Annotated in this window: 29 protein-coding genes, 7 tRNA genes and 1 riboswitch; of the genes, 18 read left to right on the top strand and 18 right to left on the bottom strand. The window is 66.2% G+C overall.

The genetic code is table 11. The annotated features are described in order from the left end of the window. Nucleotides 1-59 precede the first annotated feature (59 nt). Both NF551_RS07630 and NF551_RS07625 read left to right on the top strand, forming a co-directional pair. Nucleotides 60-656: a chloramphenicol phosphotransferase CPT family protein gene (locus NF551_RS07630; RefSeq protein ID WP_227896883.1), complete on the top strand. Its 597-nt coding sequence runs from the start codon at nt 60-62 to the stop codon at nt 654-656. Continuing rightward, nucleotides 637-1,233 carry a hypothetical protein gene (locus NF551_RS07625; RefSeq protein WP_227896884.1) on the top strand — a complete coding sequence of 199 codons (597 nt, stop codon included), beginning with the start codon at nt 637-639 and terminating at the stop codon, nt 1,231-1,233. The genes NF551_RS07630 and NF551_RS07625 overlap by 20 nt, the downstream gene beginning before the upstream one ends. Before the next feature lie 27 nt (nt 1,234-1,260). Here NF551_RS07625 and NF551_RS07620 read toward each other — a convergent pair whose 3' ends face one another. Then, complete coding sequence (locus tag NF551_RS07620; RefSeq protein ID WP_227896885.1) at nt 1,261-1,767, bottom strand: hypothetical protein; 507 nt, start codon at nt 1,765-1,767, stop codon at nt 1,261-1,263. Between the two features lie 210 nt (nt 1,768-1,977). On the opposite strand from NF551_RS07620, the gene NF551_RS07615 reads away from it, so the two are divergent. Continuing rightward, complete coding sequence (locus NF551_RS07615) at nt 1,978-2,802, top strand: NAD(P)H-binding protein (RefSeq protein ID WP_227896886.1); 825 nt, start codon at nt 1,978-1,980, stop codon at nt 2,800-2,802. 126 nt (nt 2,803-2,928) lie between these two features. Then, nucleotides 2,929-3,723 (top strand): alpha/beta fold hydrolase, encoded by a 795-nt coding sequence (locus tag NF551_RS07610; protein ID WP_227896887.1) that lies wholly within the window; start codon nt 2,929-2,931, stop codon nt 3,721-3,723. Here NF551_RS07610 and NF551_RS07605 read toward each other — a convergent pair. Continuing rightward, the gene (locus NF551_RS07605; RefSeq protein ID WP_227896888.1) at nt 3,720-4,754 is read right to left on the bottom strand and encodes a hypothetical protein; all 1,035 of its coding nucleotides are present in this window, start codon (nt 4,752-4,754) and stop codon (nt 3,720-3,722) included. The genes NF551_RS07610 and NF551_RS07605 overlap by 4 nt on opposite strands. 243 nt (nt 4,755-4,997) lie before the next feature. On the opposite strand from NF551_RS07605, the gene NF551_RS07600 reads away from it, so the two are divergent. Continuing rightward, nucleotides 4,998-5,405: a YciI family protein gene (locus NF551_RS07600; RefSeq protein WP_227896889.1), complete on the top strand. Its 408-nt coding sequence runs from the start codon at nt 4,998-5,000 to the stop codon at nt 5,403-5,405. 3 nt (nt 5,406-5,408) lie between these two features. Beyond that, entirely contained in the window at nt 5,409-6,563 is a 1,155-nt protein-coding gene (locus tag NF551_RS07595; RefSeq protein ID WP_227896890.1) for an RNA polymerase sigma factor, read from the top strand. Between the two features lie 16 nt (nt 6,564-6,579). Here the strand turns inward: NF551_RS07595 and NF551_RS07590 are convergent, their stop codons facing one another. Then, nucleotides 6,580-6,885 (bottom strand): EthD domain-containing protein, encoded by a 306-nt coding sequence (locus NF551_RS07590; protein ID WP_227896891.1) that lies wholly within the window; start codon nt 6,883-6,885, stop codon nt 6,580-6,582. 98 nt (nt 6,886-6,983) lie between these two features. Between NF551_RS07590 and NF551_RS07585 the strand changes: the two genes are divergently transcribed. Continuing rightward, nucleotides 6,984-8,348: an MFS transporter gene (locus tag NF551_RS07585; RefSeq protein ID WP_227896892.1), complete on the top strand. Its 1,365-nt coding sequence runs from the start codon at nt 6,984-6,986 to the stop codon at nt 8,346-8,348. 20 nt (nt 8,349-8,368) lie between these two features. On the opposite strand, the gene NF551_RS07580 is transcribed toward NF551_RS07585, so the two are convergent. The 8 genes from NF551_RS07580 to NF551_RS07545 all read right to left on the bottom strand — a co-directional run bounded on the left by NF551_RS07580 (nt 8,369) and on the right by NF551_RS07545 (nt 14,943). Further along, nucleotides 8,369-8,863 carry a hypothetical protein gene (locus NF551_RS07580; protein WP_227896893.1) on the bottom strand — a complete coding sequence of 165 codons (495 nt, stop codon included), beginning with the start codon at nt 8,861-8,863 and terminating at the stop codon, nt 8,369-8,371. A gap of 8 nt (nt 8,864-8,871) precedes the next feature. Further along, on the bottom strand, nt 8,872-9,354 hold the full coding sequence (gene ribH / locus NF551_RS07575; RefSeq protein ID WP_227896894.1) for a 6,7-dimethyl-8-ribityllumazine synthase: 483 nt from the start codon (nt 9,352-9,354) through the stop codon (nt 8,872-8,874). Nucleotides 9,355-9,384: 30 nt separating this feature from the next. After that, a complete protein-coding gene (ribA, locus tag NF551_RS07570; protein ID WP_227896895.1) occupies nt 9,385-10,017 on the bottom strand; it encodes a GTP cyclohydrolase II in 633 nt (210 codons plus the stop codon). Next, entirely contained in the window at nt 10,014-10,652 is a 639-nt protein-coding gene (gene ribB, locus NF551_RS07565) for a 3,4-dihydroxy-2-butanone-4-phosphate synthase (protein ID WP_227896896.1), read from the bottom strand. Before ribB ends, ribA begins: the two co-directional genes overlap by 4 nt. Beyond that, nucleotides 10,649-11,290, bottom strand: coding sequence for a riboflavin synthase (locus tag NF551_RS07560; RefSeq protein ID WP_227896897.1), 642 nt, complete (start codon nt 11,288-11,290; stop codon nt 10,649-10,651). Before NF551_RS07560 ends, ribB begins: the two co-directional genes overlap by 4 nt. Nucleotides 11,291-11,301: 11 nt before the next feature. Next, nucleotides 11,302-12,354 (bottom strand): bifunctional diaminohydroxyphosphoribosylaminopyrimidine deaminase/5-amino-6-(5-phosphoribosylamino)uracil reductase RibD, encoded by a 1,053-nt coding sequence (ribD, locus tag NF551_RS07555; protein WP_227896898.1) that lies wholly within the window; start codon nt 12,352-12,354, stop codon nt 11,302-11,304. Between the two features lie 2 nt (nt 12,355-12,356). Beyond that, nucleotides 12,357-13,040, bottom strand: a complete 684-nt coding sequence (gene pnuC, locus NF551_RS07550; protein WP_227896899.1) for a nicotinamide riboside transporter PnuC — start codon at nt 13,038-13,040, stop codon at nt 12,357-12,359. Nucleotides 13,041-13,145: 105 nt separating this feature from the next. After that, nucleotides 13,146-13,292, bottom strand: a riboswitch (FMN riboswitch). A gap of 58 nt (nt 13,293-13,350) precedes the next feature. Beyond that, nucleotides 13,351-14,943: an ABC-F family ATP-binding cassette domain-containing protein gene (locus NF551_RS07545; RefSeq protein WP_227896900.1), complete on the bottom strand. Its 1,593-nt coding sequence runs from the start codon at nt 14,941-14,943 to the stop codon at nt 13,351-13,353. A gap of 136 nt (nt 14,944-15,079) precedes the next feature. Between NF551_RS07545 and NF551_RS07540 the strand changes: the two genes are divergently transcribed. Then, entirely contained in the window at nt 15,080-15,916 is an 837-nt protein-coding gene (locus tag NF551_RS07540; protein ID WP_227896901.1) for an SMP-30/gluconolactonase/LRE family protein, read from the top strand. Here NF551_RS07540 and rpe read toward each other — a convergent pair. The 6 genes from rpe to NF551_RS07510 form a co-directional block, all read right to left on the bottom strand. Then, entirely contained in the window at nt 15,913-16,584 is a 672-nt protein-coding gene (rpe, locus tag NF551_RS07535; protein WP_227896902.1) for a ribulose-phosphate 3-epimerase, read from the bottom strand. The two genes, NF551_RS07540 and rpe, sit on opposite strands and share 4 nt — an antisense overlap. Before the next feature lie 8 nt (nt 16,585-16,592). Continuing rightward, nucleotides 16,593-18,077, bottom strand: a complete 1,485-nt coding sequence (locus tag NF551_RS07530) for an RsmB/NOP family class I SAM-dependent RNA methyltransferase (RefSeq protein WP_227896903.1) — start codon at nt 18,075-18,077, stop codon at nt 16,593-16,595. Then, nucleotides 18,074-19,003, bottom strand: coding sequence for a methionyl-tRNA formyltransferase (fmt, locus tag NF551_RS07525; RefSeq protein ID WP_227896904.1), 930 nt, complete (start codon nt 19,001-19,003; stop codon nt 18,074-18,076). The genes NF551_RS07530 and fmt overlap by 4 nt, the downstream gene beginning before the upstream one ends. Nucleotides 19,004-19,015: 12 nt before the next feature. Next, nucleotides 19,016-19,588 (bottom strand): peptide deformylase, encoded by a 573-nt coding sequence (gene def, locus NF551_RS07520; RefSeq protein ID WP_227896905.1) that lies wholly within the window; start codon nt 19,586-19,588, stop codon nt 19,016-19,018. 61 nt (nt 19,589-19,649) lie between these two features. After that, nucleotides 19,650-20,540, bottom strand: a complete 891-nt coding sequence (locus NF551_RS07515) for a PD-(D/E)XK nuclease family protein (protein ID WP_227896906.1) — start codon at nt 20,538-20,540, stop codon at nt 19,650-19,652. Between the two features lie 81 nt (nt 20,541-20,621). Then, nucleotides 20,622-20,693: transfer RNA gene (locus NF551_RS07510), tRNA-Val, on the bottom strand. 176 nt (nt 20,694-20,869) lie between these two features. Between NF551_RS07510 and NF551_RS07505 the strand changes: the two genes are divergently transcribed. The 8 genes from NF551_RS07505 to NF551_RS07470 all read left to right on the top strand — a co-directional run bounded on the left by NF551_RS07505 (nt 20,870) and on the right by NF551_RS07470 (nt 22,320). Next, nucleotides 20,870-20,943 (top strand) — tRNA-Gly (locus tag NF551_RS07505). A 40-nt stretch (nt 20,944-20,983) separates the two neighbouring features. Further along, nucleotides 20,984-21,057 (top strand) — tRNA-Cys (locus NF551_RS07500). A 26-nt stretch (nt 21,058-21,083) separates the two neighbouring features. Continuing rightward, nucleotides 21,084-21,155, top strand: a tRNA-Val gene (locus NF551_RS07495). A 35-nt stretch (nt 21,156-21,190) separates the two neighbouring features. After that, a tRNA-Gly gene (locus tag NF551_RS07490) sits at nt 21,191-21,264 on the top strand. 48 nt (nt 21,265-21,312) lie between these two features. Further along, a tRNA-Val gene (locus NF551_RS07485) sits at nt 21,313-21,384 on the top strand. Nucleotides 21,385-21,388: 4 nt separating this feature from the next. After that, nucleotides 21,389-21,465, top strand: a tRNA-Gly gene (locus tag NF551_RS07480). A 99-nt stretch (nt 21,466-21,564) separates the two neighbouring features. Continuing rightward, nucleotides 21,565-22,008: a hypothetical protein gene (locus NF551_RS07475; protein WP_227896907.1), complete on the top strand. Its 444-nt coding sequence runs from the start codon at nt 21,565-21,567 to the stop codon at nt 22,006-22,008. 54 nt (nt 22,009-22,062) lie between these two features. Beyond that, entirely contained in the window at nt 22,063-22,320 is a 258-nt protein-coding gene (locus NF551_RS07470; RefSeq protein ID WP_227896908.1) for an antitoxin, read from the top strand. Between the two features lie 113 nt (nt 22,321-22,433). On the opposite strand, the gene zapE is transcribed toward NF551_RS07470, so the two are convergent. After that, entirely contained in the window at nt 22,434-23,489 is a 1,056-nt protein-coding gene (gene zapE / locus NF551_RS07465; protein ID WP_227896909.1) for a cell division protein ZapE, read from the bottom strand. 144 nt (nt 23,490-23,633) lie between these two features. Between zapE and NF551_RS07460 the strand changes: the two genes are divergently transcribed. Then, on the top strand, nt 23,634-24,539 hold the full coding sequence (locus NF551_RS07460; protein ID WP_227896910.1) for a sulfurtransferase: 906 nt from the start codon (nt 23,634-23,636) through the stop codon (nt 24,537-24,539). A gap of 39 nt (nt 24,540-24,578) precedes the next feature. Then, a complete protein-coding gene (locus NF551_RS07455) occupies nt 24,579-25,082 on the top strand; it encodes a SufE family protein (RefSeq protein WP_227896911.1) in 504 nt (167 codons plus the stop codon). Nucleotide 25,083 lies beyond the last annotated feature (1 nt).

The following is a 25,083-nucleotide window of genomic DNA, read 5'->3' as shown; positions in this document are numbered from 1 at the left end:
ACCGTCAGGGACCCTCTTACCGGCAGGGCTTCATCGGCGTTTCTGATTAGACTCACGGAATGTCATCGAATCCAGATCCCCGCATCCTGGTGTTGAACGGTGGCTCGAGCTCCGGGAAGTCATCCATCACGCGAGCTCTTCAGGAGTTAGCTTCGGGGATCTGGCTGACTTTCGGAGTAGACACGTTCATCGATGCACTCCCAGGCCGGGGCGACAGCCCACAGGCTGGAATCACTTACGAGCCTGACGGCACCATTACCTTCAGCGCCGCCCACCGGAGACTGGAACAGACCTGGTACACCGGTCTGGCCAGCATGGCCGGGTCCGGAGCGCACATCATCCTCGACGAGGTCCTGCTCGCCGGCGGAAGCAGACAGGAACATCTCATGTCCGTCTTCAACGATGTGGCTGTGGCATGGGTGGGAGTTCGCTGTGACCCCGATGTTGCCGCAGCGCGGGAAGCACGACGCCCTGACCGGGTGCAGGGCATGGCACGGCATCAGGCGCTGAGCGTGCACAGCGGCATGAAGTACGACTTCGAGGTCGACACTACGCATCGTTCCGCCGAAGACTGCGCCAACGACATCGCCTGCTGGCTCTCAGCCAGAGATCCGCGCCGCGAAGGATGGAGGGGCGATGTTCGATCCTTGCAGTGACCTGGCGGCCGCGAAATGGATCGCGGCCAGTGATGAGCACTGGGGCAAACTGGTGACGCTGGGCCCGCCGGGATTCCCGGCCTATGCGCGGCTGCGGTTCATCCCGGATCCGGTCCACGAGGGGCAGTCCGAAAACGATGCTGTACGCCAGGCCGACGCTCCCTCAGACAATGATCAGCTCCGCATCGCCGTCGGGACACTGCTGCGGCACACCGACGCACCTGACGAAGGGTACCTGCTGATGTGGGACGGTTGGGGCCGTGACTCGTTTCCCGAGCCCGTACTCCGAACGCCGCGTTTGACGGTCCCAAATCGGGAGTACTACCTGTGCAGGGTCTCACTGCCGGACTTCGTCTCCGGGGCGATCGAAGACTCGTGGCAGGCAGAAACAAACCGCTCTATGCCGCACCCCGCGTTCATTTGGCCCTCGGACCGGGCCTGGTGCGTCACCTCAGACGTCGATCCCCATTGGGCTGGCATCGGGGCCCAGCAGTCGCTGATCGATCCGCTCCTGACCGAGCCTCGTCTCGACGTCGTCCGGGTCGAACCGAATGAAAAGCTGCCCTTCTACTCTTAGCGCGACTATCCAGGGAGTGCCTCGGCTCTAGTGACGGGCATCCTTGGAATCCACGGAATCCATCATCTGGTCCAGGGCCAGGGAAGTCACGGCCGCGATGACCGCCATCACAAGCCGCGGCCGGGCCGTCCCGCGCCGGAGCAACCAGGTTTCGATCCGCTCATCCACCACCAGGCTCAGCGCCAGGACCCCGCTCACGGTGACGCCCACCGCCCCAGCCAGTGCGGTCAATGTGATTGCCGGCTTCCGTGACGGAACCGCATCTGCGCGCACATAGGAAGGCGGGGGTGCAGTGCTTCCCGCGCCGTCGGATTTGGACGCTGCCGGGGTGACTAGATCGACTCTCCCGGCGGCAGCCAGCTCCCGCCCTTTCTGGGCTCCCTTTAGCAGGGCCGCGGCGGCGATGATGCCAGTGGCGGCGCCGGGAGCGAGCACGAAGGCGCGGCGCACCCCCGGAGACCAGCCGGCCGGGCTTTTCAGGGTGAGTGCACCGGATAAAGCGGCCAGCGCGAGCGACAGCGGAAGATTCTTCATGGCCTACACGCTACATGCCGCGCCTCCCGGTCTGAGTCAGGAGACTAGTGCGGTCTCATGCCGCTGCTGGCGCCGCGTACCCGCGGAGAACTAATAGGTCGAAATTCCTCAAGGATATTCCAAGACAAGGCGCCTATTGAGGACGGAACCTGTCCGCAAGCACTGCCATCATGGGGCCAAATGCCAGCCCGACGAAAGGAACTCACACCCATGCACATTCTTGTCACGGGAGCCGCTGGACAGGTCGGGCGTCACCTCGTCGCCAGACTCCTCGAGTCCGGCCACGCCGTCCGCGCCCTCACCCGCGACCCTGCCCGGACCGACCTGCCGGACGGGGTGGAGGTGGTCACCGGCGACCTCACCGACAGCGACAGCCTCGAAGCAGCGTTCGAAGGCATGGATGCCATCCACCTGATCACCTTTGGCGGGGACGACGGCGGGGACCTCACCAACGGGGTGGAGATCATCCGGCTCGCCGAGCATGCCGGCATTCGGAGGGCCACCGTCCTGGGCGGCTGGGCGCCCACGAGTATCGAAGAGGCGCTGAGAGCCAGTTCCATCAGCTGGACCATCGTGCAGCCGGCCGAGTTCATGGGCAACTCGCTCGATCTGGCCCCCGAAATACGTGCCTCGCGCACAGTGTCCCTGCTCGCCGGCTACCAAAGCGCCGTCGTCCACGAAGCCGACATCGCCGGTGTCGCTGCGGTCGCGCTGACCGCGGAAGGGCACGCAGGCAAGACCTACCGGGTGACCGGTCCCGAGGCACTGACTCCTGCCAAGCGGACCGGCCTGCTCGCGGATGCAATCGGCGAGCCAGTCCGGTACGTGCAGTTGGGTGAGGACGCCGAGCGCGAACGCCTTCGCAGTTACGGCTACGACGAGGACTACGTTGAATTCGGCATCCAGCTGGCCACCAGCCCTCCCGAGAATGCCGGTACCGTCCTGCCCACCGTCGAGGAGGTCACCGGGCGTCCGGCACGATCATTCGCCCTTTGGGCACACGAGCACGCGGACCTGTTCCGTGCCGCACCCTGAAAATGAAACTCTGACGGGGTCGCGTACCTGCGGTTCCGGCGGCGCACGCTAGCGTCCTTGAGGGGGGGTGCGGGGCGGCAGCCGTCGGGCCCACCGTCCGGCATGGCGCGCGGCGTACCCTGAAACATGGACTCCAACGTCCGGATCCTCAAGCTCCGCACCGGGATCACGGTCCCGTGCCTCGTCCAAGGGGACGCCGACGCCCCACCGGTGCTCCTCCTCCACGCCTGGGGCGAATCCCGCCGGAGCTTTGACCGTTTGGTGCCCGGGCTGGCCGGCTTCAGGATTTACGCCCCGGATCTGCGTGGGCAGGGAGATGCCGGCAAACCGCTGGCGGGATACTCGCTGGCGGAGCAGGCCGACGACGCCGCAGCGGTCCTGGCTGCCCTCGAGGTGGAGAGCGCAGCCGTCCTCGGGTCTTCCAGCGGCGGCTATGTGGCCCAGCAGCTGGCCGTCGAACATCCGGCGCTGGTCGCCGCGCTTGTGCTGGTGGGCGCACCCCTGAGCCTGCAGGGCAGGCCGCCGTTCGCGGACGACGTCGACGCACTGATTGATCCCGTGGAAGAGGACTGGGTACGCGCTTCCCTGTCCTGGTATCCCCTGGTCCAGCCTGTTCCGCGCTGGTTCATCGAGGACCGGATTCGCGACGGCGTCAACATCCCTTCGCACGCGTGGAAGGGAATCCTGCACGGCCTGTACGAGGCGGTGCCGCCCACCGAGTCAGCAGTCATCCACGCTCCAACACTCATCCTGTGGGGCGCACAGGACAATTTGCTACCGCGCAGCGGCCAGGACATTCTTGCAGCACGGATCGAGGACAGCGTCCTGTTGGTCTATCCCGACGCTGCGCATCTGGTGCTGTGGGAATGTCCGTCCCGGGTCGCGGCGGATGCGACGGCGTTCCTGAGGTCCCTGGCCTAATCCGCCATCGCGCTGACGACGGCGGCAGCCAGTTCCGCGGGCACCGTCCGCGCAGACCCATCCATGCTGACCAGCCGGAGGCAGCCGTCAAGCTCCAGGGTGAGCGGCGCACCGGCATCCTGTCCCAGGGCCACCGGCCAAAGCGCCGCGAACTCGGTCGCCGCCGCACCGCAATCCGTTGCCGACGGCTCGGCGGCGGCAGCCTGCAGGAGAGCGTCCTTGGCCGGACCGGTCAGGTTCCCGCCGCGGGTAAACGTCCCCGACACGATTTCGACAACGTCAAACAGGGTGTCCGGCCCTGCGGCCGGAGAAAGCCCGTTGACTGGTTCAGGTTCAGGTACCGTCCGGTAGCCGCAGATCCTCAGGGCATCGACGTCGTCAGCGGCTGGCAGCAGACCGGATGAGGGGTGCGCTGGCTCCACCTGGCCCAGCCCGTCACCGGGGATTGTCGTCAGCGGGGCGAGCGCCAGGCCTCCCGGGACGGCGCTGATACTCCACTCGGCGGGGCAGCCGGCGTCGAGGGCGGCGCGGGACTGGATCAGCGAGAGCTTGTGCAGGCTCGAGCCAAGCACATCCAGATCCGCCAGGACGCCACGCACGCCGGGCTTGGTCTTGCCGCAGGAGTCCGTGGGCCAGGCGGCGCGCATAGCCTTTCCGTCCGCCGCCAGCAGCCACAGATCGGGAACCAGCTCCATGTCGGCGGTGCAGGCCTGGTTCGGCCGGGGCCCGTCGCTGGGTTCGGCCAAGGCAGCCACCAGCGCGTCCAGGTTTCCGCCAAGTCGCTCCTCGGCGACGGCCGACCACACGCCGTCCTGGTCTTCGACGGTTTCCAGCCCGGCGGTGCAGAGGATCGCTTCAAACGGAACAAAGTCCGCAGGAATGGAGCCGGCCGCCGGCGGCGACGCTGCCGGCGCCGGCTGGGTCCCCGATTCGACGGTGCGCTCCATGGAGGTGCAGTCGACGGCGTCGACCAGCTCGGCGGCAGGCCGGGGCTCTGCATGATTTCCGAACTGCTGTCCGCAGCCAGCCACACCGCCTAGCAGCAGCAATACTGCCGCACCAGCGGTAACGGCCCGCCGTCGGTTTCGATGTAGCCGCCGGATTCGATGCACCAGCACCTGCTTCAATGCCCGGCTCCCCTTCCAGTTGGTGCCTCAGGGTAGCAAGCCAAAGCAATGTCGAGAATCCTGAACCTGCTTCGTCCCAGACATGAAGGCAGCCACAATGGCTGTGTTGCAGGCAACCCAAGTGTTGCACCAGGCAAGGAGAACGTCATGGCCAAGTATCTGTTGCTCAAGCACTACCGCGGCGCCCCGGCACCCCTGAACGATGTGCCGATGGATCAGTGGACGCCGGAGGAAGTCTCCGCCCACATGCAGTTCATGCAGGACTTCGCCGACCGGCTGCAGGCCGGCGGCGAATACATCGACGGTCAGGCCCTGTCCCCTGAGGGGACTTTTGTACGGTACGACGGCGAAGGGCGGCCGCCGGCGACCGACGGCCCGTTCGCGGAAACCAAAGACCTGATTGCGGGCTGGATGGTGATCGACGTCGACGGTTATGACCGTGCCGTCGAACTGGCCGGTGAACTCTCCGCCGCACCGGCGGCGGGCGGAAAACCGCTGCACGAGTGGATTGAGCTCCGCCCGTTCATGGGCTCCCCCGCCACCGTAACGGAGTAAGCCGTGGAGGAACGGCTCATCCGCACGCTCACCCCGCAGGTGATCGCTGTCCTCGTCCGCCGCGGAGCAGGATTCGCGGCGGCCGAGGACGCTGTCCAGGAAGCCCTGCTCGAGGCCCTTCGGACCTGGTCCAGCGACCCGCCGCGGGATCCGCTGGGCTGGCTGGTCACGGTGGCATGGCGGAAGTTCCTCGACGCCGGGCGCGCGGAGGCTTCCCGCCGGCGTCGTGAACTCAAGGCCGATGCCGAACCGGCGCCCGGGACCGCCCCAGAAACGGATGACACGCTGCAGCTCTATTTTCTGTGCGCCCATCCATCGCTGACCCCGTCGTCGGCTGTGGCTTTGACGCTGCGCGCCGTCGGAGGCCTGACCACCCGTCAGATTGCGGCCGCCTATCTGGTGGGCGAAGCCACCATGGCGCAGCGCATCAGCCGGGCCAAACGGACAGTGTCCGGCGTCCGGTTCGACTCCCCGGGCGACCTGTCCACCGTGCTGCGGGTGCTGTATTTGGTGTTCAACGAGGGGTACACCGGCGACGTGGACCTCGCGGCCGAAGCGATCCGGCTAACCCGCCAGCTGGCCAGCCGCCTTCAGCACGAAGAGGTGCAGGGACTGCTGGCCCTGATGCTGCTGCACCATGCCCGCCGGCCGGCACGGACCAACGGCGCCGGCCAGCTGGTACCGCTGGCGGAGCAGGACCGCAGCCTTTGGGATACCGCCCTGATTTCCGAGGGCATGATGATCCTGCAGCGGGCGCTCGCCCGGCAGAGGCTGGGCGAATACCAGGCACAGGCCGCCGTCGCGGCGCTGCACGCAGATGCCGCCAGCGCCGGGGAAACCGACTGGCCGCAGATAGTTGGGTGGTACGACGAGCTGGTTGCGCTGACAGACAGCCCGGTCGCGAAGCTGAACCGCGCCGTCGCCCTGGGTGAGGCGGACGGACCGCGGGCAGGACTCGATGCCCTGGCCACGCTGGATCCTGCACTCCCCCGGCACACCGCCGCCCTGGCCTACCTCCACGAACGCAGCGGCGACACCGAAGAGGCCGCACAGCTGTATGCCAAGGCTGCTCCTCTAGCCCTCAGCCTGCCCGAACGCGAGCATCTGATCCGTTCCGCGAGCCGGCTGAATGCTGCCCCGAGAAAGAGCCCAGGGTGATTCACGGTCCTACGGGCTAGCTGTCCTTTACATCCGTGAACGGTGCCATGAACGTTGTCCCTGTAGCCTTCAGCTGGTCCATAAAGTCGGCGGCTTCGGCGGTCGCCACCGCAGCGGAGGCATCGTCGTAGGTGTCGAAGTACATGTCCACAGTCCGGTACGCCGGGGTGGGCGATCCGTTCTCCTTGGGCCAGACCTTTCCGGCTTCGAATCGCTGCATGCGCGGAAGCTGCCGCGCGCTGCCTTCGAAATCCCTGTAGGCCGCTTCGAATGCTTCAGGGTCTGCCGGATTGTCGATGATGAAGGTGATCTTGGTGGACATGGTGTTCTCCTGTACATAGTCTGCGGAGCCGAGGGGATGTAGGCACTCTTCCGCATCACTCTTCCTGGGGCAACCCGGGATGAAGGAAGGCATTCAGAATGGCGGATCCAGTCCCCGGCCCGGCACCCAAACGCAGCCGCCTGCTCATCGTCGCGATCCTGGCGTCCTTCGTCGCCTTCCTGGACGGCAGCATCGTCACGGTCGCACTCCCGGCTATCGGTGCCGACCTCGGCGGCGGGCTCGCCACCCAGCAATGGACGGTCAACGCCTACCTGCTCACCCTGGGCGCACTGATCCTGCTTGCCGGGTCGCTGTCAGATTCCTTTGGGCGCCTGCGTGTCCTCGCCTGGGGCCTGGCGGGCTTCGCCGCGGCATCCATCCTTTGTGCCCTGGCGTGGACCCCGGACGTCCTGGTGTTCGCCCGCGCGCTCCAGGGCATCGCGGCGGCGCTGCTCGTCCCCAGCAGCCTGGCCCTGATTACGACGGCGTATGCCGGCCCTGAGCGCGCCCGCGCCATTGGCACGTGGACGGCCTGGACCGGAACTGCCGCGATCATCGGCCCGCTGCTGGGCGGGGTTCTGGTTGACTGGGCCAGCTGGCGGTACATCTTTGCGGTGAACGTGCTGCCGGTGGCCATCACCCTGGTCCTCATGCCGGGACTTCAGGACAGCCCGCGACGCCGGACAGCCCTGGACATCCCCGGCGCGCTCCTCGCCGTCGCCGGCCTGGGCGGCTCGGTCTATGCGCTGATCGAACAGGACAGGCTGGGCTGGACGCATCCGGCGGTGTATCTGTCCCTGGCCGGGGGCTTGGTTGCGCTGGTGCTCTTCGTAGTCCGCGAGGCCCGGACCCCGTCGCCGATGATGCCCCTCTCACTGTTCCAGGCGCGGAACTTCCGCTATGGAAACCTGGTGACCGCAGCCGCGTACGGAGCACTCTCCCTGGGCACGTTTGCCCTGACGGTCTTCGTCCAGGAAACCGCGGGTTTCAGCGCCATTGAGGCAGGGTTCATTTCGCTGCCCCTGCCCATCGCCATGCTGCTTCTCTCCACCTGGTTCGGCGACCTGGCCGGCAGGTACGGTCCGCGCAGCTTCATGACGGCGGGCCCGGCCATCATGGGCGCCGGATTCCTGCTCATGCTGACGGTGAGCCCGCCGCTGAACTTCTTCACCCAGCTCTTACCCGGCCTGCTGCTCTTCAGCCTGGGGCTGGCAGTCATGGTCGCTCCCTTGACCGCAGCGGTACTGGGTGCACTGGATGAGACCGACGCCGGCATCGGGTCTGCGGTCAACAACGCCGTCAGCCGGGTGGCCGGGCTCATCACGGTTGCCCTCATCGGCACCATCTCAGCCGGATCCCTGGACTATGCCGGTTTCCAGCGGACGGCACTGGCGACGGCGGTGCTGATGTTTGCCGCAGCGCTGATTGCGTTTCTGGGGATTCGGACGCCCAAACCGGCCTAGAACCCGGCCAGCACGCAGTACTACCCCCGAGCCTGCACCAGGTTCGCGAACGGCAGCCTGCCGTGGAGCTGGCGGAACTGTTCGTGATACACCGCGAGGGCCTCATTGAGCTCCCCCGCCGGGAGCTCCCTCCATGCGACCAGCAGCTTCCCGGCACCAGCCAGCTGCCAGATCAGCCGCCCGTCCCAGTGCCCCGGCGGCTTCCCCTGGCCGAAGTCCACAAACTCCTGGATCTGCCGCCGGAGCCCGCGGTTGCCCTTGCTGCCCGGACCGGCCTTCCCAAGAAACAGGACGTCCGCGTCCTCAACCCATTCCTCCGCCAGGACCGCCTGGGACACAGACGGGTTCTTCCGCTTGAAGGTCCCGGCGGTGCTCTGGGCCAGGAACACCGGTTCAAAGCCTGCGGGGAGCAGCACCGCGAAGATTCCCTGCCGCTGCGGGATTCGGTTGATCTCCAGCCCCGCGATCGGCCGGAAGCCGGTGAACCCGTCCGCCTGCAGTGCTTTTTTGTTCAAGACAGCGCTCAAACGCCGGCCCAGCGCAGCGCTGCCACGGTGTTCACGGCGGCAGCAAACGCCTCATAGCCCTTGTCCTCCGAGGACCCCTCCAGCCCGGCGCGGTCCAGCGCCTGCTCGTCGGTGTCGCAGGTCAGCACCCCGAAACCGACCGGAGTGCCGGTCCGGACACTGACCTCAGTCAGCCCCTGGGTGGCCGAGGAGCACACATAGTCAAAGTGCGGAGTTCCGCCGCGGACCACGACGCCGAGGGCAACGACGGCGTCAAAGTGCGGTGCCAGCCGCGCGGCAGCCACGGACAGCTCGAACGTGCCCGGAACCCGGATCACCTTCGGCCGCAGCCCCGCATCAGAGGCAGCGCGCAGCGCACCCTCGATCAGTCCGTTCATCACTTCGGTGTGCCAGCTGGCAGCGACAACCGCCACCTTGATGTCAAGGCCCTGGGCCTTGATGCTGCTGACGTCGTTCTCCGGTGCGCCGTGTCCGCTCATGTCTGATGTCCTTCGGTGTGGTGGGGAAAGTTAGCTTTGCTGGACGGGATTGGCCCGCAGCAGGTTGAGGTGGTGGTTCATCCGGTCCCGCTTGGTCTGCAGGTACCGTTCGTTTTCGGCCCTGACCGGCACCTCGGAGGGCACCATCGCTTCCACGGCGACCCCAAACACCTCCAGCCGGTCCCGCTTGGCCGGGTTGTTGCTCAGCAGCCGGATGTGGTCCAGGCCCATCCGGAGCAGGATCTCCGCCGCGGCCTGGTAGTCGCGGGCGTCTACGGGCAGGCCAAGCTGCTCGTTAGCCTCCACGGTGTCCGCTCCGGCTTCCTGCAGCGCGTAGGCCCGCAGCTTGTTCGCCAGGCCGATCCCCCGGCCCTCGTGACCGCGCAGGTACAGCACTGTTCCGCCGTGCAGGCTGATCAGCCCGAGGGCCTGTTCCAGCTGTTCACCGCAGTCGCAGCGGTAGGAGGCAAATACGTCGCCCGTCAGGCACTCCGAATGCAGCCGCACCAGCGGGGTCCCGGGTTCGGGGGAAGTTCCGGGGGCGGAGACAGCCAGGTGTTCCGCACCGGTGCGCGGATCGGTCCAGACCTGGGCGGTGAAGTCACCGTACGCCGTCGGCAGCTGAACTACGGGTCCCGGGACCACGTTTTCGGCGCCCTTCACCGCCGGCCTCCGGCCGATGCCGGCACCGCGGCCAGGTACGCCACCAGGTCATCAATGGAGACCAGGGCCAGCCCATGCTCGTCGGCGAACTCCCGCAGGGCGGGCAGGCGCATCATCGTCCCGTCGTCATGCACCAGTTCGGCAATCACGCCTACCGGTGTGCAGCCCGCCAGCTGCGCCAGCTCAACGGCGGCTTCGGTGTGTCCGCGGCGGGCGCGGACCCCGCCGTCGTGCGCGCGGAGCGGAAAGATGTGGCCGGGACGGTGCAGGTCCGCCGGAGCGGAGGCTGGATCGGCCAGTACCCGGGAGGTCAGCGCGCGGTCGGCGGCGCTGATCCCGGTGCTGGTTCCCGAGGCGGCGTCGCAGGAGACCGTGTAGGCGGTGCCTTTGGCGTCCTGGTTCACCGCTGTCATGGGCGGCAGGTCCAGCCGGTCCGCGTAGCTGCCGGGCAGCGGCACACAGATGACGCCGGAGGTGTACCGGACGGTGAACCCCATCAGCTCCGGGGTCGCGTGCTGGGCGGCGAAGATGATGTCGCCCTCGTTCTCGCGGTCCTCGTCATCAACGACCACGACGGCGCGGCCCGCGGCAACCGCCTCAACGGCGGCGGCGATGGAATCCAGCCGGATGCTCATGACTCCTCCTCGGTTCCGGATGCAGGCGCCGCAAACGCCAGCAGCCGTTCGGCGTACTTCGCCAGTACATCCACTTCCAGGTTCACCGGGCTCCCGGGCTGCAGGGCACCAAGGCCGGTCTCGGCCAGAGTGGTGGGAATCAGCCCGACTTCGAACCACGGCGCCGGGTCCTGCGGCACGCTCACGGCAGTAACGGTGAGGGAGACGCCGTCGACGGCGATCGAGCCCTTCTCCGCGATGTACCGGGCCAGCTGCGGCGGCACACCGAAGCGCAGCCGGTCCCAGCTGCCCAGGTCCTCGCGTTCCAGCAGTGTCCCGACGCCGTCTACGTGCCCCTGCACCACGTGGCCGTCCAGCCGTCCGCCGGCGGGCACACACCGCTCCAGGTTTACCTTCCGCCCGGGTTCCAGCCCGCCGGTGGTGGTGCGGTCCAGGGTTTCGCCCATGACGTCGAGTGAAATGCGGGCTCCGTCGATGGCGGTCGCGGTGAGGCAGACCCCGTTGACGGCGATCGATCCGCCAAGCCCCAGCTCCGCGGACGTGAGCGGAGCATCGATGACCAGCACCTTTCCGGCGCCGGTGGCATCGGGTTCCAGGGAAACTACGCTGCCCTGTTCAGCGACAATGCCGGTAAACACGTCTGACGTCCTTACTCTGGTTCTTCGAAAGGAATAGGTTCAAGGTGCAGCCGGAGGTCCGGCCCCACGGGCACGGCACTGCCGCCGCCGGCAGGATCCCAGCGCCAGCGCTGGATCCGGGCCATGGACGCGATGCCCAGGCCCGCGAACGCCGCGGTGCCCGCGCCCAGCAGCGCCGGAGCGGTGTAGGCCACCAGCTCATCGGCGAGTCCGGCACGGAGGAAGGCGCCAGCCACGGTGCCGCCGCCCTCGACCATCACGTGCCGCACGCCATGGGCATACAGTTCAGCGAGTACGACGGCGGGATCATGCGTCCGGATCTGGACGAACCGGCCGTCGGTTCCCCGGACGGCGGCCTCGGCGGGAACCGGTGTGTGTCCCATGACCGCGCGCAGCGGCTGCTTTTCCGCCGTGCTGCCGTCCGGATTCCGGGCGGTCAGCCGCGGATTGTCAGCTTGGATGGTTCCCGTGCCGGCCAGCACTGCGTCGACCCGCCGGCGCAGATCCTGGGCATCGGCGCGTGCCTCCGGTGAGGTAATCCACTGGCTGGTTCCGTCCGCCGCAGCGGTGCGGCCGTCCAGCGTCTGGGCCGTCTTGACCGTGACGAACGGACGCCGGCCGGCCATCGCGGCTGCCCAGCGGGAATTCAGTTTCCGTGACTCGTCCGCCAGCAGTCCACCCCCAGCCTCCACCCCGCCGGCGGTCAGAGCAGCAGCTCCCCCGGCGGCGTCCTCGTTGGTATCTGCGGCCGCGTACACGACCCGCGCGATACCGGAGCGGAGAATGGCCTGCGAACAGGGTCCCGTGCGGCCGGTGTGGTTGCAGGGTTCCAGGGTGACCACCATGGTCGCGCCATCCACATCGATGCCGGCGGCCGCGGCGGACGCAAGGGCGTCGGCTTCGGCATGTGCAGTTCCTGCCCCGCGGTGAAACCCTGTCGCCAGGACGTCCCCGGACGGGTCCAGGATCACCGCACCCACCAGCGGGTTAGCCCCGCGCACTCCCCGGCGGGCTAACTGGAGCGCCTGCTCCATGGCTGCGCGTTCCGCATCGGAGAAATTCATGGCTACCGCACCGTCGGATCCGGCATGGCGACCTGTACCTGCGGCTTCTCGTTGGCCTTGGCGCGCCACCAGACGAAGAACCCGATCAGTGTGAAGGCCCCGTAGAACAGGTACATGAACGCCGTGGCGTAGTAGCCGGCGCTGAACAGCAGCGGCACGCCCACAATGTCCACGGCCACCCAGATCAGCCAGAATTCGACCCATCCCTTGGCCATGCCGTATGTAGCCAGCAGCGATCCGACGAACGTCCAGGCATCAGCCCACACTGGTTCGTAGGAGCCCAGCATGCCGAAGACGGGTGTCAGTGCCGCGGTACCAAGGATCATTCCCGCCACCAGGCCGATCCGTGCCCTGCCGGAGGCCCACTGTGGCGTGACGGCGTCGGCACCCGAGCTCTTGCTGGCCTGCCAGCGGCGCCAGCCGTACACGGCGACGGCAATGAACATCACCTGCCGTCCGGCCTGGCCGAGCAGGTTCGCGGTGCTGGCGTCGCCAAAGATCGAACCGAGGAAAACGGTGAGCAGCAGTGCGTTGCCGGCGATTCCAACCGGCCAGGCCCAGATTTTCCGGCGCATGCCGCCGAGGGCGCTGAGCAGCCCGAAGATGTTGCCAAGTACTTCGCGCACCAGCAGGGAAGAACTCCCCACGGGGATCTGCGCGTCAAAGAGCCACCGCAAAAAATCCAATGTCGTTCCTTATCCCGTAGCGGCGGCTCCGGGGGTACGACAGTGCGATGCACCGACAGCCCGGGGTACCCCTGCAGGTACGCCGAAGCGTCGGTTCAACAAACTGTACGTGCTTCTCCCATCCAGACTTTAACTGTCGGTACTGGAATTTCACCAGTTCAACCGCACATCCTGCTGAGGGATCCCAGCCTGACGTGCGGGTCGCGGACTATAACCGCCGGTTCGGAATTACACCGACCCCGGAGCACGTTTGTTAATCCATATTCTCACACAGGCGGATTGGGCTGGTTTAACTTTTACGCCGGGTGTCTCAGGCCACGCGCAGGTCGATCTCCCCGGGAGCGCCGCCCCCGGCGCCGAAGACCAGCTGCCGGTTGGCTACCTTGTCCGTGAAGAACCGGTCGTGGCTGACCACCACCACGGCGCCCGGGAAATGCAGCAGCGCCTGCTCCATGACCTGGGTGCTGGAAAGATCCAGGTGGTTGGTCGGTTCGTCGAGCAGCAGGACGGAGGCTCCCGAGAGCAGGCACTGGGCCATGGCCACGCGCGCCTTCTGTCCGCCGGAAAGGTTTCCGATCTTCTGCTTGAGGTCAGCCTCGGAGAACTGGAACATGGCCAGGAACCGGTTCACGGATTTCTTCGTCGCGGTCAGCGCCAGGCTGTCCGGCATCGCGTTGACCGCGTGGGTGACGGTGTCGGCGTCGTCGAGTTCGGCCAGGACCTGGTTATAGGAAACCATCCGGGCGCCGTTCGCCCAGGCTACCTTGCCGGCGTCGGGCGTTTCCTCGCCGGTGAGCACCCGCAGCAGGGTGGTCTTGCCGCTGCCGTTGGCGCCCAGGACCACCAGCCGGTCCCCGCGCTGGATCTCGAAGGACACCCCGCTGAACAGGGTCCTCTCCCCGTAGGACTTGGCCACGTCCTGCACCCGGCACAGGTTGTCCTTCACGTGCAGTCCTGCGTAGATCTCGGTGATGATCTGGTCCACAGGACGCGGCGCACGGGACTTCTTGATCCGCGCGAGCTTCGCACCCAGGGTCCGGCCGCCGGCCTTTGCAGCCTCGCGGCGGTCTGCGATCCCTTCGGCTTCGAAGGCCAGCAGCTCCGATTCGTGCACAAACTGGGAGGCCAGCTGCTTCAGCCGGAACTGCTTCTGGATGACATATTCGGCGAAGTTCCCCGGGTATTCGTGCAGGTGGAAGTTCTCCACTTCGATGATCCGGGTCACCACGGCGTCCAGGAACGCCCGGTCGTGGGAGACGACGACGGCGGCGCCGCGGAAGTCCCGGAACCAGCCTTCCAGCCACTGGACTCCGTCGACGTCGAGGTAGTTGGTTGGTTCGTCCAGCAGCAGCACATCCGGTGCCTGCAGCAGGATCTTGGCCAGTGCGGCACGGTTGCGCCAGCCGCCGGACAGGGCATCAATCGGGCAGGTGCGGTGGGCTTCGCTGAATCCCAGGGTGGTGAGCGCGGCGTCGATCCGGCGCGGATAGTCCCATCCGTCCAGATGGTCCATGGTTTCAAAGAGCTCAGCCTGGCGGCGGATCAGCCGGTCCATGGTCTTCCCGTCCGGATCGGCGCCCAGTGCCGCGTCGATCGAGGCCAGTTCCGCTTCCACGTCCTTGATTTCGGTGAACAGGCCGTCGAGGACTTCGGTCACCGTAGACTCCCCGGCCAGTTCGGAGAACTGGGAGAAGTACCCGATCTTCAGGCCTTCATCCACGCTCACCGTGCCGGAATCAGGTTCGATCTGCTGCAGAATAAGTTTCAGCAGCGTGGATTTGCCCGAACCGTTTTTGCCGATCAGCCCCACCCGGTCCTTAGGCTCCAGACGGAAGAACACCTCCCGGAGGATTTGGTTCTTTTCGAAGCCAACGTTGACGTCCTGCAGCCTGATCAGGCTCATTCGGGGGTGTCCTCTCGGGATGGAAGCAAGCCACTCATCTTATCGGTCCAGCCGTGTCCCCTGTTGCCCGCGGTGGCACCGACGCATACTGGACGCGTTCGGCAGTGAATCCTTACAGGCGCGGGAGGTTCCTTCGATGGAACAGGCGACAACTCTGGTTTCCGGATTGGGGATGGGCGAATCCGCACGCTGGCACGGCGGAGAGTTCTACTTCGCGGACTGGACCGCCGGCACCATCTCGGCCCTGGACGCTGTCGGGAACGTGCGGCGGATCACCGGAGTGCCCTCTTTTCCGATCACCTTTGACTGGCTGCCGGACGGGCGGATGGCCGTCGTCTCCGGGGCTGACGGATCGGTGCTGGTTGAAGTTCCGCACGCGGGGCTGATTCCGCTGGCGGACCTGCGCGGCTTGTCGCCGCATCCCTGGAACGAGATTGCCGTCCACCCCTCCGGCAACGTCTACGTCAACGGAATCGGGCAGGACTACGCGGGCGAGCCGCGGAACAACGGGCTGATCGCCCTCATCCGGCCGGACGGTTCAGTCCAGCAGGTCGCCGGGAACCTGGCGTTCCCCAATGGCATGCTGGTCTCCGCAGACGGGAACACCCTGGTGGTTGCCGAGTCCTACGCCGGACGGCTGAGCTCTTTCACGGTCCGTCCGGACGGGACCCTGGAAGCCGCTGGGACATGGGCCGCCGTGGAGGGCAGCGCCCCGGACGGCATCAGCTGGGATGGCAGCGGCGGCATCTGGTTCGCCGAGGTGCCGGGCGAACGGTGCGTCCGCGTCCAGGAAGGCGGCGAGGTCCTCCAGACAATTGAGCTGGAGGACGGATGCTTCTCCTGCGCCGCCGGCGGTGACGACGGCGGCCTGCTGTTCATGATGACCGCGCAGTGGCCGCAGGTTATGGACCCCGGCTGGGAGAAGACCGGCCGGGTCATGGTGCAGCGGGTTCGGCCGCCGCAGCCCGCCTAGACGGCGCGGCTTACCGCGCTGGCCTGGGCCCGCAGTTTGGCAATCGCCTCATTCGGGTCGGGCGTGCCGTAGACCGCTGAGCCGGCGACGAACACGTTGGCCCCGGCTTCCGCGGCGCGCTCGATGGTGTCGGGGGCGATCCCGCCGTCCACCTGGATGGCGATCGGCAGGCCGGAGCCGCGGACGGCCTCGGCAGCGCGGCGGATCTTCGGCAGCGTCACATCGAGGAACTTCTGGCCGCCGAAACCCGGTTCCACGGTCATGATCAGGAGCATGTCCAGCTCGGGCAGCATGTCCAGGTACGGCTCCACCGGAGTGGCCGGCTTCAAAGCCATGCCGGCCTTGGCACCCCGGGCACGCAGTTCCCGCGCCAGCCGGATCGGGGCTGCAGCGGCCTCAACGTGGAACGTCACTGAGGCCAGCCCGGCTTCGGCGTACGCCGGAGCCCAGCGGTCAGCGTCGGCGATCATCAGGTGGGCATCCAGCGGCAGTCCGCTGACCTCCTGGATCCGCTTCACGACGGGCAGGCCGATGGTCAGGTTCGGCACGAAGTGGTTGTCCATGACGTCCACGTGGACGGCGTCGGCGCCGCTGATCCGCTCCAGCTCCGCTTCCAGGTTCACGAAGTCGGCGGAGAGGATGCTCGGGTTGATGCAGCACTGGCTCACAGGGTCTCCTAGATTTTGCGGCGGACCAGCGCCAGGAACATGGCATCGGTCTGGTGGACATGGGGCCACAGCTGGGCCGTGGATTCGTGCCCGGCCCCAAGGGAACCGGTCAGGCTGACGGCATCCAGTGCGGCTCCGGCGTCCAGCAGCTCAAGGTCGTTGCGCTGGCGCAGCACGTCCGCGACGACGGCCTTGGTCTCGGCGGGGTGCGGAGAGCACGTTACATAGGCCACCACGCCGCCGGGCTTCACGGCGTCAACGGCACTGAGGAGCAGCTCGCGCTGCAGGCTCCCCAGTTCGCCGACGTCGGAGGGCTGGCGGCGCCAGCGTGACTCGGGCCGGCGGCGCAGGGCACCGAGGCCGGTGCAGGGAGCGTCCACCAGGATGCGGTCAAAGGTTTCCGGGTAGTCCTCGGCCACGGTGCGGCCGTCTCCTGTGCGCACGTTCCAGGTCTCCCCGGGAACGGCGTCCAGTGCCTGGCGGACCAGCTGGGCGCGGTGCGGTGCAGGCTCGTTGGCCAGGATCACCGCTCCCTTTTCGTGGGCCAGGGCGGCAAGCAGTGCTGCTTTCCCGCCGGGACCGGCACACATGTCCAGCCACTTCTCGACGCCGTCCTCGTCCGGAGTGACGCCGTCCAGGTCCAGCTCGGCCAGGGCGCGGGCCACCAGCTGCGAGCCGGCGTCCTGGACCCGGGTGGTTCCGGCCCGGACAGATTCCAGCCGTCCGACGTCGCCCGCGGAGAACAGTGCCGAATCCGCGACCAGTTCACCGTCTACCGCTCCGGCTGCCCGGGCCTCGTCCAGGTCCCCGAGCCCGGGCAGGGCGACGAGGTTCACGACGGGCGCGTCATTGTCGGCCCGCAGCAGGTCGTTGATTTCCTCGACGCTGCGGCCGTGGGCCACCAGGGACTGGCGGAGCGCACGGACGATCCATTCGGGGTGGCTCTGCTCGATCGCCGCGCGGCGGATGGCGTCGGTGTCGCCTTCGGTCAGCAGTGCGGTCCACTCCCCCAGGTCCCGTGCAGCGACCTTCCGCAGCACCGCGTTGATCAGGGCAGAAGGCCCGGCGCCGATCACGGCGCGGGCCAGGCCCACGGTCTGGTCCAGGGCCGCATGGGCCGGAACGCGCATGGCCAGGAGCTGGTGGGCGCCGATCCGCAGTGCATCCAGGACAGCAGGGTCCAGCTTCTCCAGCGGGCGGTCCACGCAGCGGGCCAGGATGGCGTCATACGTACCCTGGCCGCGCAGGGCGCCGTAGGCCAGTTCAGTAGCGAACCCGGCGTCGCGCTTGTCCAGCCGGTGCTTGCGGATGCTCTTGGGCAGCACCAGGTTTGCGTACGCGTCCTCGCCGGACACGGCGCGGAGCACTTCGAAGGCGACAAGCCGGGCAGGATCCGCCGCGCGGGTCCGCTGCGACGGCGCGGCCTGGGTATGGCTGCGGACCTTGGGCCGGCTGCGCTCGTGGCCCTTCGCATTGCGTTCGGTGCTGCTCATTCGAAAACCACGTCCTCACGCTGGCCTAGTCCCCGGGCCCAGTCAGGTCCGGGCATCATTTTCTTGCCGGCCGGCTGGACCAGCGTCAGTTCCAGCGCCGTGCTTCCGGTCCCCACCAGGGCTTCGGCTCCGCTGCCGGACCCCAGCCGCACCTGGCCGGGGGCCAGGTCAGTGACATCCGGCCGCGGCACGGCAGCACCGATCTTGAACCGGGCTCCGTCCCACATGGTCCAGGCCCCGGGTTCCGGGGTGACGCCGTTGATCCGCCGCCGGAGCGCCAGGGCAGGCTGCTGCCAGTCCAGGTGTCCGTCTTCGATCGTCAGCTTGGGAGCCAGTGTCACGTCACCGCTCTGCGGAACCGGAACGGCCTTCCCGGCCTGGATCGCGGCGAGGGTCTGCGCGAGCAGCACCGCTCCGCTGTGCGAGAGCCGTTCCAGCAGTTCCCCGCTGGTCAATGACGGGTCCACGGTTTCGGTCAGCTGCCCGAACACCGGTCCCGTATCCAGGCCTTTTTCCAGCAGGAAAGTGCTGGCGCCGGTGATCTCGTCGCCGGCAATAACGGAATGCTGGACCGGAGCTGCTCCGCGCCAGGCCGGGAGCAGGGAGAAGTGCAGATTGATCCAGCCGTGCGCCGGGATGGCCAGGGCCCGTTCGGGGATCAGGGCCCCGTAGGCAACGATCGCGGCGGCATCCGGTGCGAGTTCCGCAATGGCGGCAACGGCGTCGTCGTCGATTTTGTCCGCCCGGATCACCGGCAGGCCAAGCTCTTCGGCGCGGGCTGCGACCGGCGACGGAGTCAGCACGCGCTTGCGTCCCAGCGGGGCATCGGGCCTGGTGAGGACACCGACCACGTCGAAGCCGGCGTCCAGGAGGGCGTTGAGGGAAGGGACCGCCACAGCGGGCGTCCCAGCAAAAAGTACGCGCATCGCCACGCCTGCTTACGCTCCCGTGCTTTGGCCGAAGGTGCCGAAGCTGGACCCGACAGACTGGGCGCGCTGCGTGACGGTGCGTTCGGCAATGGAATCGTAGTCGGCCATGCGGATGGCGCGAAGCGCGGCCTTGCGGTCCTCACCTTCGAGCCGGTCGATGTAGAGGATGCCGTCCAGATGGTCGGTCTCGTGCTGGAAGCAGCGGGCAAGCATTCCTTCGCCCTCCACCGTGACGGGATTGCCGTCCTTGTCCTGGCCGGTGACACGGGTCCAGCGGTACCTGGGGACGGGATAGCCCAGGCCGGGAATGGAGAGACAGCCCTCGACCTGGTCTTCCTGGCGGTCTTCACTCAGTTCCAGGACCGGGTTCACGATATGCCCCGCAGCGCCGTCGATCCGGTACGTGAAGACACGGAGGCTAACGCCCACCTGGGGTGCGGCAAGACCGGCGCCTTCCACGTCCTCCATGGTCTCTTCCATGTCGGCCACAAGCTTGGCGAGCTCCGGACCGAACTCCGTCACTTCCTCAGCGGGGGTCCGCAGGACGGGGTCGCCGATGATCCGAATCGTCAGGATTGCCATCTGGAGTGTGTTCCTTACTCTTATTTCTGTGTAGCGCTAAGTCCTCGTGCTGAACCTAAGTCTAGTTGTGCGCAGGCTGACCGGCGGGAACAGCATGGGCGCCGGAGGCCTGCACTGGCGGCGGAGCGATGGGAAGGAGCGCCCGGCCGGCGGCAGCGACGTCGTAATTTGTCTGCCAGACCCGCCGCAGCGCACAGAATTTGTACCAGTGCTGCGGAAGCACGTCAGGGTTGGCACGCATGGGCCGCACTTCGGTCTGTCCCACCGCGACGCCGAGGAGCAGCGGCTGCTCGCCGTAGGCCCACGGCTCCCATTCCCCCCGCCCCGCGTCGACCAGGGATTCTTCCGCCTTCATGCCGGCGACCAGCTGCATCACGACCTTGTCATCGAGCTGTTTGACCTGGCCGTCGCGGTCGGTGTTTTTGGTCTTGTAGTCGATTAGGCACAGCCGTCCGCCGATGCTGGCGACCAGGTCAAGGGTTCCGGCGTAACCGAGCTCGTGGTTCCAGACGGTGATTTCCGCGGCCAGGGGCTTCACCTGGTAGAGCTGCCACCATTCGTCGAAGCGGTCGGCAAACTGGTGCTCGCCGTTCTCGGCCAGCTTTTCGCGGGCTTCGGCTAGCTCGTGCGGCTGGTCGAGTGCCCGCAGCGCCACCTGCTCGCAGTAAAAGTGGACACGGGTGCCGCGCTCGGCGGCGGCATCGCGGTAGCGTTCGGACGCGCGGGAGGCTTCCTTAACGATGGTCTTCAGCTGCGCCTGGTTGCCGAGGGCCTGTCCCAGGCCTGGATGCTTGACGACGGCGCTGGCCGCCATATAGCTGTGCCAGCCGTCCAGGGAGGTGCTGCCCTGGGCGATGACAGTGGTGATTGAGGGAACCGCAGGAGGTTCGGACAGGGAGCGCGAATACATGCGCCCGAACTCGGTAGTGTGCGCCAGTGCTGGTTCAGTCATATCAACAGTCTGTCACCCGGGTCTGACCTTTAAGCAAAAACAGGCACCGGAGCTGTTCCGGTGCCTGCCTGCGTATTTCTGTGGGCGATACTGGGTTCGAACCAGTGACCTCTTCGGTGTGAACGAAGCGCGCTACCACTGCGCCAATCGCCCTTGCGGGAGTTGCCTTTGAAGTGCTGCAACGTCTAAAGATGCTAGCCCACAATCGTGCCTCGTCAAAACCCGCTTCGGGGTGAATGTGCAAAGCGCGCCGATTGGACGAACTTCGAAACGTCCTATAGAGTTTTTCTTCGTTGGAAAGCGGGAGTTCGCCGCTGGAACACCAACATGCGGACGTAGCTCAGCTGGCTAGAGCACCACCTTGCCAAGGTGGATGTCGCGGGTTCGAATCCCGTCGTCCGCTCGCAAGTCACTGTATTTCCGGCCCTCAAAAAGCTGGTCACGGTGGGGTGGCCGAGAGGCGAGGCAGCGGCCTGCAAAGCCGTATACGCGGGTTCGAATCCCGTCCCCACCTCCACGGTTACATGCACAACCCATTTATGGGCGCGATTGGCGCAGCGGTAGCGCGCTTCCCTGACACGGAAGAGGTCACTGGTTCGATCCCAGTATCGCGCACGAGGTTCAGCACCTTGTGTGTTGGATATTCATTTGCGGACGTAGCTCAGCTGGCTAGAGCACCACCTTGCCAAGGTGGATGTCGCGGGTTCGAATCCCGTCGTCCGCTCTCCTGTACTGAAGGCACCGGAATTCTTTCGGAACCTGTCAGTATCAGGCGCGATTGGCGCAGCGGTAGCGCGCTTCCCTGACACGGAAGAGGTCACTGGTTCGATCCCAGTATCGCGCACTCTGCGGACGTAGCTCAGCTGGCTAGAGCACCACCTTGCCAAGGTGGATGTCGCGGGTTCGAATCCCGTCGTCCGCTCCACTAAAAAGAACCAGGCCCCTCCCGGGCCTGGTTCTTTTTTGTCTTCACATACCGGTTCAGTGCGCTGACTAGGGACAACAGCGTGTTAGATTCGGCGCCATGGGGAAAACGGACGATTTTCACGACATGTACATAGCTGCCTGGAACGAGGGGATGGCAACTGGGGATGCCACACCCGTCTATGCGTTCCTGGCGCCGAAATACCACGGCTGGGTTGGGCAGGACGCCACGTCCATTTCCGAGTTTGAAACTGCCGAAGCGAAGGACGGATTCGCACAGGTAGTCCGGGGAATGCAGGGATCCACCGTCCATGCCAGCCACCGCACCGTGGGGATGCGCGGTGAGGATGAGGCCGTGGTCTTTTACGAGATGAGCTACCGCAGGGACTCACAGGTCATCGCCCGGGCGCTGCTGATGGAATCCTGGCGACGGGTCTCCGGCAGCTGGAAACTGCACCGGGACATTACCGAACTGAATGCGCCGGTCCTGGAACCGGATATTCCCTCAGCTGAATCCATTGGTGCAATCCATCAGGAGGCTTAGCATTGAAGCGAACGGGAGGCGTCAGGGCCTCCCCTGGTGGAAGGGAGGTGATCCGTGTCTGTATTTGACGGGCTCAAAGGCAAGGCCGGAGAGCTGAAGGACAGGGCTACCGAACTTGTGGGCGAAAACGCCGACAAGATCAAGGGCGGCATCGACCATGCGGGGAACTTCGTTGACCAGAAGACCGGCGGCAAGTACTCCGACAAAATCGATGGCTTCCAGGCCAAGGCCTCTGAAGCGGTAGAGAACATCGACCGCAACCAGGGACCGGGCAAGGGACCCGAAACCGGACAGACTCCTCCGGCCGTATAAGTCTCAGAGCACGGCAGAAGGTCCTGGTCCCGCATTCCGCGGGATCAGGACCTTCGTCTTTTAAGCGCCGGTTACGGCTGCAGCTTTGGCTCGGCTTTTGGCTTGGCTTTTGGCTAGGATGCCTCGCCGGTCTGGCCCTCCCGGGCCAGCGCCGTCAGGCGGGAGACGGCACGGAAATACTTCTTCATGTAGCCGCCGGCCATCATTTCCTTGGTGAAAAGCTGGTCGAAGGGAACGCCGCTGGCAAGGATCGGAACGTCCTTGTCATAGAGGCGGTCGGCCAGGACCACAAAGCGCAGCGCCACGGACTGCTCCGAGATGGTGTGAACGTTGTGCCAGGCCACGGCGTCGATTCCATCGATCAGCTGGCGGTAGCGGCTGGGATGCACGTCCGCCAGGTGGGCCACCAGGTCAGCGAAGTCGTCCTCGGCAACAGTCTTCCCGTCAAACTCCGCGGTGATCCGCTCGGCAAGTCCGGCCTCGTCCAGCGGCGGCGGGGATTCCGGCAGGCCGCGGTGGCGGTAATCCTCGCCGTCGATCCGTACGACGTCGAACTGGTCCGCCAGGACCTGGATCTCGCGCTGGAAGTCGACGGCCGCAAAGCGGCCCTCACCCAGGGAGCCGGGCAGGGTGTTGGACGTCGCAGCGAGCTTGACGCCGGCGTCGGACAGTTCCCGCATGAGGCGGGACATCAGGACCGTGTCTCCGGGATCGTCGAGTTCGAATTCGTCGATGCAGACCAGCTTGTAGGCCGAGAGAGCCTCGACCGTCTTGCGGAAGGACAGTGCGCCCACAAGGTTGGTGTACTCCACGAAGGTGCCGAAGGCCTTAGGCCCCTCCACCGCGTGGAAAAGCGAGGCGAGCAGGTGGGTCTTGCCCACACCGAAGCCGCCGTCGAGGTAGAACCCCGCCTTCGTTTCAGGCTTCTTCGCGCCGAACAGCTTGCGGAAGCCGCTGGGGGCGCGAGTATCAACGTTCTGGGCAAAGGCACGCATCGCAGCGACTGCCTCCGCCTGCGAGGGCTGTGCCGGATCCGGGATGTAGCTGTCGAAGGAGACTTCTCCGAATCTGGGCGAGGGGAAGAAACCCTGCAGGAGTTCGTCCGTGGAAACCTGGGGAGTCCGCTTTGTCAGCTGCTCCACTTGTCCTGCTGCGCCCAAACTATCCATCCGATTCTGCTAGGGGTACCTTCATTTGCTGCCGTAGCAACGATACGCCACTGCGGCGGATGAGCAGTCCCCAAGGAAGTTTTAGGACGTGCACATCGTTAGGCTTGGTAGTAAACCTGCCGCCTTACCCAAAGGGGAACATTCATGCCGCTGCCCGCAGATCCGAATCCGAAGTTCGCCGAGTACGCCCATCCGGAAAGGCTCGTGTCCACCGAATGGCTGGCCGCGAACCTGGATTCGCCGGACCTGGTGGTGCTGGAGTCCAACGAGGACATCCTGCTCTACGACACCGGCCACATCCCCGGCGCCCGCAAGATCGACTGGCACACGGACCTGAACGACGCCGATACCCGGGACTTCGTCGACGGCGCAGTTTTCGCCAAGCTCATGGGTGAAAAGGGCGTGAGCCGCGGCTCCACCGTGGTGATCTACGGCGACAAGAGCAACTGGTGGGCTGCCTACGCTCTCTGGGTGTTCACCCTTTTCGGCCACGAAGATGTACGGCTGCTCGACGGCGGCCGTGACAAGTGGATCGCCGAAGGCCGCGAGATGACCACTGACAAGCCTGTAGTCACCGCCGTCGACTATCCCGTCGTCGAACGCAATGATGCTCCCATCCGTGCTTACCTGCCGGATGTCCTGGCCCATCTTGGTACCGGTCCGCTGATCGACGTCCGCTCCCCCGCCGAGTACTCCGGCGAACGGACGCACATGCCGGACTACATGGACGAAGGCGCCATGAAGGGCGGTCACATCCCGACTGCCGTCTCCGTACCCTGGGGCAAAGCCGCAGCCGAGGACGGCACGTTCCGGGACCGCCGGGAGCTGCAGGATCTCTACGGCGGCGAAGCGGGCCTAAAGGAGGGGGACGACGTCGTCGCCTACTGCCGGATCGGTGAGCGTTCCAGCCATACTTGGTTTGTACTCAAGCACCTCCTCGGTTTCGATTCGGTGCGCAACTACGACGGATCCTGGACGGAGTGGGGCAACGCAGTGCGCGTGCCGATCGTCCGGGGAACCGAACCGGGTCCCGCGCCGGCTTCGCGCTAGATCGTTTCCTGCACTCCTCAACCGAAAGCAACTGGTTATATGAGCACCACCGTTCCTTCCTCCGCTGATTCGGCCGTTCCGGCGGCGCTTCAGGAGATTATTGACGATTTTCAGGCCATGACTGAGCCTGAGAGGCTTGAGCTGCTGCTTGAGTTCTCCCGGTCGCTTCCGGCCCTTCCGGCCCGTCTGGCGGACCACCCGGAAATGCTGGAGCAGGTTGTCGAATGCCAGTCCCCGCTGTTCCTGACGGTCGAGGTTGGCGACGGCCCGGAGCATGCCGTTGAACTGTTCTTCTCGGCTCCGCCTGAAGCCCCGACCACGCGCGGATTTGCCGGTGTGCTGCACGAGGGTCTGAATGGATTGTCCGCTGCAGAAATCCTGGCCGTACCGGCCGATGTGCCGGACCGGCTGGGCCTGACCCGGGCGATCACTCCGCTGCGGATGCGCGGCATGTCGGCCATGCTGGGCCGGATCAAGCGGAAGGTGGCAGAGCAGGTGGACGTTGCTTCCGCTGACGCACCTGCGGCCGGACTGGGGAGGTAAG

It is taken from the genome of Arthrobacter caoxuetaonis, from assembly GCF_023921125.1.
GTDB classification, from domain to species: Bacteria; Actinomycetota; Actinomycetes; order Actinomycetales; family Micrococcaceae; genus Arthrobacter_B; species Arthrobacter_B caoxuetaonis.
Note: the sequence above shows the minus strand (reverse complement) of the source record. Positions and strands in the feature narration are given on the sequence as shown.

Bases quoted from the DNA above. Each gene is read 5' to 3' on its own strand.
- NF551_RS07630 (WP_227896883.1), top strand. From the start codon at position 60: ATGTCATCGAATCCAGATCCCCGCATCCTGGTGTTGAACGGTGGCTCG.
- NF551_RS07625 (WP_227896884.1), top strand. From the start codon at position 637: ATGTTCGATCCTTGCAGTGACCTGGCGGCCGCGAAATGGATCGCGGCC.
- NF551_RS07620 (WP_227896885.1), bottom strand. From the start codon at position 1,767: ATGAAGAATCTTCCGCTGTCGCTCGCGCTGGCCGCTTTATCCGGTGCA.
- NF551_RS07615 (WP_227896886.1), top strand. From the start codon at position 1,978: ATGCACATTCTTGTCACGGGAGCCGCTGGACAGGTCGGGCGTCACCTC.
- NF551_RS07610 (WP_227896887.1), top strand. From the start codon at position 2,929: ATGGACTCCAACGTCCGGATCCTCAAGCTCCGCACCGGGATCACGGTC.
- NF551_RS07600 (WP_227896889.1), top strand. From the start codon at position 4,998: ATGGCCAAGTATCTGTTGCTCAAGCACTACCGCGGCGCCCCGGCACCC.
- NF551_RS07590 (WP_227896891.1), bottom strand. From the start codon at position 6,885: ATGTCCACCAAGATCACCTTCATCATCGACAATCCGGCAGACCCTGAA.
- NF551_RS07585 (WP_227896892.1), top strand. From the start codon at position 6,984: ATGGCGGATCCAGTCCCCGGCCCGGCACCCAAACGCAGCCGCCTGCTC.
- ribH (WP_227896894.1), bottom strand. From the start codon at position 9,354: ATGAGCGGACACGGCGCACCGGAGAACGACGTCAGCAGCATCAAGGCC.
- ribB (WP_227896896.1), bottom strand. From the start codon at position 10,652: ATGAGCATCCGGCTGGATTCCATCGCCGCCGCCGTTGAGGCGGTTGCC.
- ribD (WP_227896898.1), bottom strand. From the start codon at position 12,354: ATGAATTTCTCCGATGCGGAACGCGCAGCCATGGAGCAGGCGCTCCAG.
- NF551_RS07545 (WP_227896900.1), bottom strand. From the start codon at position 14,943: ATGAGCCTGATCAGGCTGCAGGACGTCAACGTTGGCTTCGAAAAGAAC.
- NF551_RS07540 (WP_227896901.1), top strand. From the start codon at position 15,080: ATGGAACAGGCGACAACTCTGGTTTCCGGATTGGGGATGGGCGAATCC.
- NF551_RS07530 (WP_227896903.1), bottom strand. From the start codon at position 18,077: ATGAGCAGCACCGAACGCAATGCGAAGGGCCACGAGCGCAGCCGGCCC.
- fmt (WP_227896904.1), bottom strand. From the start codon at position 19,003: ATGCGCGTACTTTTTGCTGGGACGCCCGCTGTGGCGGTCCCTTCCCTC.
- def (WP_227896905.1), bottom strand. From the start codon at position 19,588: ATGGCAATCCTGACGATTCGGATCATCGGCGACCCCGTCCTGCGGACC.
- NF551_RS07515 (WP_227896906.1), bottom strand. From the start codon at position 20,540: ATGACTGAACCAGCACTGGCGCACACTACCGAGTTCGGGCGCATGTAT.
- NF551_RS07475 (WP_227896907.1), top strand. From the start codon at position 21,565: ATGGGGAAAACGGACGATTTTCACGACATGTACATAGCTGCCTGGAAC.
- zapE (WP_227896909.1), bottom strand. From the start codon at position 23,489: ATGGATAGTTTGGGCGCAGCAGGACAAGTGGAGCAGCTGACAAAGCGG.
- NF551_RS07460 (WP_227896910.1), top strand. From the start codon at position 23,634: ATGCCGCTGCCCGCAGATCCGAATCCGAAGTTCGCCGAGTACGCCCAT.
- NF551_RS07455 (WP_227896911.1), top strand. From the start codon at position 24,579: ATGAGCACCACCGTTCCTTCCTCCGCTGATTCGGCCGTTCCGGCGGCG.